The sequence below is a fragment of the Fimbriimonadia bacterium genome (assembly GCA_039961735.1).
Classification (GTDB): Bacteria; Armatimonadota; Fimbriimonadia; order Fimbriimonadales; family JABRVX01; genus JABRVX01.
Genome location: JABRVX010000073.1, coordinates 1 through 3,842, shown reverse-complemented (window position 1 = coordinate 3,842; position 3,842 = coordinate 1). Strand labels below are relative to the sequence as shown.

At 62.2% G+C, this 3,842-nt stretch carries 5 protein-coding genes; all 5 read right to left on the bottom strand.

From position 1 onward, the window contains the following. On the bottom strand, positions 1-334 hold a 334-nt coding region (locus HRF45_13810), incomplete at its 3' end, for a hypothetical protein (GenBank protein MEP0767597.1). A 14-nt stretch (positions 335-348) separates the two neighbouring features. Further along, positions 349-987, bottom strand: coding sequence for a hypothetical protein (locus tag HRF45_13805; GenBank protein ID MEP0767596.1), 639 nt, complete (start codon positions 985-987; stop codon positions 349-351). A gap of 115 nt (positions 988-1,102) precedes the next feature. Beyond that, entirely contained in the window at positions 1,103-1,708 is a 606-nt protein-coding gene (locus tag HRF45_13800; protein ID MEP0767595.1) for a hypothetical protein, read from the bottom strand. Positions 1,709-1,889: 181 nt separating this feature from the next. Then, positions 1,890-2,453 carry a sigma-70 family RNA polymerase sigma factor gene (locus HRF45_13795; GenBank protein ID MEP0767594.1) on the bottom strand — a complete coding sequence of 188 codons (564 nt, stop codon included), beginning with the start codon at positions 2,451-2,453 and terminating at the stop codon, positions 1,890-1,892. Between the two features lie 559 nt (positions 2,454-3,012). After that, a complete protein-coding gene (locus tag HRF45_13790) occupies positions 3,013-3,477 on the bottom strand; it encodes a hypothetical protein (GenBank protein MEP0767593.1) in 465 nt (154 codons plus the stop codon). Positions 3,478-3,842 lie beyond the last annotated feature (365 nt).

Below are 3,842 nucleotides of genomic sequence, written 5' to 3'. Positions count from 1 at the left end.
CGCCGAGATGCTCGTTCATCGACGGATCATTGGGGTCATAACCGTTCGGGTAAACGACGTCCACGCTTTCGATGCCGGTAATCCTGCCGATGACCACTAGTTCGGACTCGCTGAGCAGACTGTCTAGCGACTCGTTCGGGCCAACCCAGTTGACGTAGCCCTCCGCGTACGGCAGCGGCCCGGCTGACGACTGGTACTGTCGGATAGCCAGCCCGGTCATAGCCACGGCTGAAATGGAAAGCACCAGCCCGAGTGCGGTCAAGGTTCCCCGGTAGGCGAGTGACGTTCGGAAGCCACCAACGTGGCGCAGTTGCGAAGTCGTTGGATAGTTCATTGCAGCCATCTCCTCTAGTAGCCCAGGGCGTTGACGTGCCCGACATCGTGCGCAACCACTCCGTTGTTGGGTGGCTGGCTAGGATACCAACAACCGCTGACGCTCATAAGTGCGGCGTCACCGCAAGTCGGATGACTTAGCCCATAGGCGTGCCCCAGTTCGTGGGCTGCGGTTCGTTGCTTCTCGTAGACGATTGAGTAACTTCCAGCCCACGGTGAGAAGTAGTAGTTGTTGAGATTGTAGATAGCGTTGTTCGCCGTGACGGTCGTCTTGTTGCATAGGCCGGTAACACCGGTGCCGGGAGAACCGCAGAGAGTCCCGCCGGAATAGACGTTAGCGGCTCCGAACCAGCCGTTGTTGCCGTAGTTTCCGTCGAAGTAGTGATGTTCATTGGGATTCGTGGTTGGCTGCATGTTCGGATTGAGGGCCGTTGAGTTGTTCCAGTCGGCAACGGCTGCCGCGATTGCAGCGGTCCAGCCATTTGCAGGCGGCGTATGGTCATCCGCGTTGCTAGCTGAGGCCGTGTTGTTACCCCACTTGTACCCAAGGTCACCAACATGCGCAGATGCGGGAGCGCTTGCAAATAGCAAGAAGCCCGCGGCGGCGCACAGCAGGACAGCCGCGACGAAGGACATTTCGAGTCTGGTTGGCATAGAGTCTTCCTCATCGTTCGAACTGGCGCTCGGCAGGCGGGTGCCTGGCCGGGCTGGTGCGGAGGGCGGGGACTCAAGGAGATGTGCTTCACTCCTTTCCGCTAGTCGGGAGGCGCTATCGGGCCAGCGTCGTTACCACGTCGGCCGCTTCGTCGAGGGTCATCCCCGCAAAGAACTCGACGATCGGAGGGGGCTCCTCTCCCCAGGCGTAGTAGAGCGCGCCGTCGCGGGTGTGGATTGCTCCCCAGGGTCCACGGACTGCTTCCCAAACGTCGGACGATGCATCGACTGTCGTCAGAAAGAGAAGCAGGGGTTGATCCAGGGCTGGTCCGGGGAACTCGCGCGGTCCCCGTGTTGTGGTTAGGTCACCGGGGTGACGAATCGTCAGGACATCAGGTCCCTCTCCTCGCGCGTACCGATCGACCCTGAACGTCAGCAATGTGTAGGCGACCGCGGACGTCGTGCCTTCACCGGCCGGGAACGGCCGCGTTTCCGTCCCCACAATGGCTGTCACTCTTCCCGTGACCACGAGATCGGCCTCGCCCGTGAGTTGCTGTAGCGACGCAGCAGGGCCCGCGACGTTCGCGAGGGACTCGCCGAAAGGAAGCGCGTTCGGGTCCTCGCTGGGGCGACTGCCGTGAGGCAACTGCAGTAGACCGGTAGCCATGCTCGCCAACCCCAACAGCCCGATTGCGAAGAGCACCGCAGATGCCCGCCACATCCTCCTGCCAAGCAACCAATGAGACGCGCCGTAGGAACGACGGCTCGAATGTGGGGCCGAAACGCGACGCACAGTTGCGGCGAATCGCGCGACCGGAGGCGGGGAGTCCGGCCAATGTAGCGAGTAGAAGTCACCGACGTCGTGCTCCAGTTCCGCTTCGAGCGCAACAAGTTCGGTCTCGTCATTTTGAGAGAAGCGTCGCATGGCTCTGGAGCCTCCCTTTGAGTTGGCGCAGCGTGCGCAGGAGTTGCATCTTCGTAGCCGACTCCGACTTGCCGATGGCCGAGGCCACCTCGCGGACCGACAAGCCGACGGAGAATCGAAGTGCTAGCAGTTCCCTTTGCTCAGCCGAAAGGACCTCGGCGGCTTGCTGAAGCGCCTCGAGCCGTTCCTTTCTAAGCAGAGTTGTCTCCGGGTCACCGTCTGTGGAAACTGGCAGGTCTGCGTCCGGCAACATCTCCCACGACGCCGGAGCCCGCTGGCGGCGGGCGTGATCCAACGTCAGGTTGTGTGCAATTCGGAATAGCCAGGCCGCGAATGAGCCTCGCGGCTGGAAGCGCGACAGGGCATTGAGTGCAAGTACGAACGTCTGCTGGGCAAGATCCTCGGCCTCTTCCCGAGAACGCGATCTTGTGCCGCAATACCTGTGTACTCGCTGGTAGTATCGGTTGTAGAGGCAGACGAAGATCGCTGGATTCGAAGCCGCAGCGACGGCTAAGGCTTCGTCCGTCTGGTTATCGATCACCGACGCTCGTGGCACGGAAGCTGCGTCCGAGCTTGCGCTCCGCGGCGGAACAGAAGGTCTCGAGGAGACTGGTCGGTCGCTGAGCCCCACACAGTAGAAGAACGTCGACCGTCTGAAAACGTCACATCACTCTGCGCGTCGGGTAAAGAGTTCCTTTATCAACAAGAACGGCGGTATCGACACGGGGCGCGTGGAACTGCTCCCCGGCCCTTTGGAAGGTAAGCCGTGGTCCGCTCAGTCGGCCACTCCCCCGCTGCAGGCCAACCGCTACGGTCTGACACTCCGCTCCCGAGTCTCACGGCGTTCGTGGAGGCGCCGGCGATGGACCGAAATGAGAACGAACTTGGAACAGACGGCCCCGAATAGGAACGGGCCCCTCGGAATCCTGGAACGCTGATGGAACGCCGATTCGCAAGCTGACTCCTCACGGCCTTTTGGCCGCCGGAGTCAGAAATGCGCATCCTCACCCTTGCCGCCCTTGCATTGGGATTGGCCGGCGCGCCCGTCGCTGGAGCGTGCGGTCAAGCGGTGCCGCCGGCCCGTTGGGGTATAGAAGCGTTCACGGGTCCCGACACTCCAGATATGTCGTAGGCCACCGGTCGTTGAGAGCCACCGCGTGGTAACAGGCCTCAGTGATCTCGATTGCGACGGTCCACATCACTGGGCTGTTGGATGTTGCCATTGCCCCGATCATGCGCCCTGTCGCGGGGAGCGAGGGGCAGGTTTCAACGGTGACCTCTCCTGTGTCTGTCGGCGCCTGGCAGGTCGCAGGCGGCACAAAGGTCACGTGGACTTCCCAGCGGGGCTTGATAGCCTCCCATCCCAGGAGTTCAAGTCCTGCCTTCGGATGTGCAACTGCCGTAACGACGCCGTACGCACCGTCGTCGGGCGGAGCTTCAAATTGCTCAGGTGCAACGTGCTGAAGTTCTCCGTCACGGCCAAGGAGCCGCGCCCCGAAGGCGACTCCTCCGGCTATCACAAGCGTTACGGTGAGGACCGTGAGAACGGCTGCGCCCTTGGTCATGCGTACATGGATCCCCTTGCCATCTTGAACTCCATCGTAGCGGGCTTACCACGCTTCCGCCGGTTCGAGCCCATGTGTACAAACCAAGCCCATTCGACCGCGAGTCCGGAAGGCGCATTCAGTCGTTTGCGCCCTGAATGGCCGGCCGTCTCCAGATTTGCCGCCGTTGCGACGACGGGCATTTCAACCAGTTGGCCCGAACGCCGCTGGCGCGACGCGCGGCCGGACGGGCGCCGCTTCGTCACATGCGCCCGCCACCACCTGTCTGTCAATCGCCGGAGTGATGCCGGGGTGGATCGCCAGAGTGATGCCGGCCCCCAACGATGTCGCTTAGGGTCAGGTCATGGGCGGCTCCGCGGTCGGAC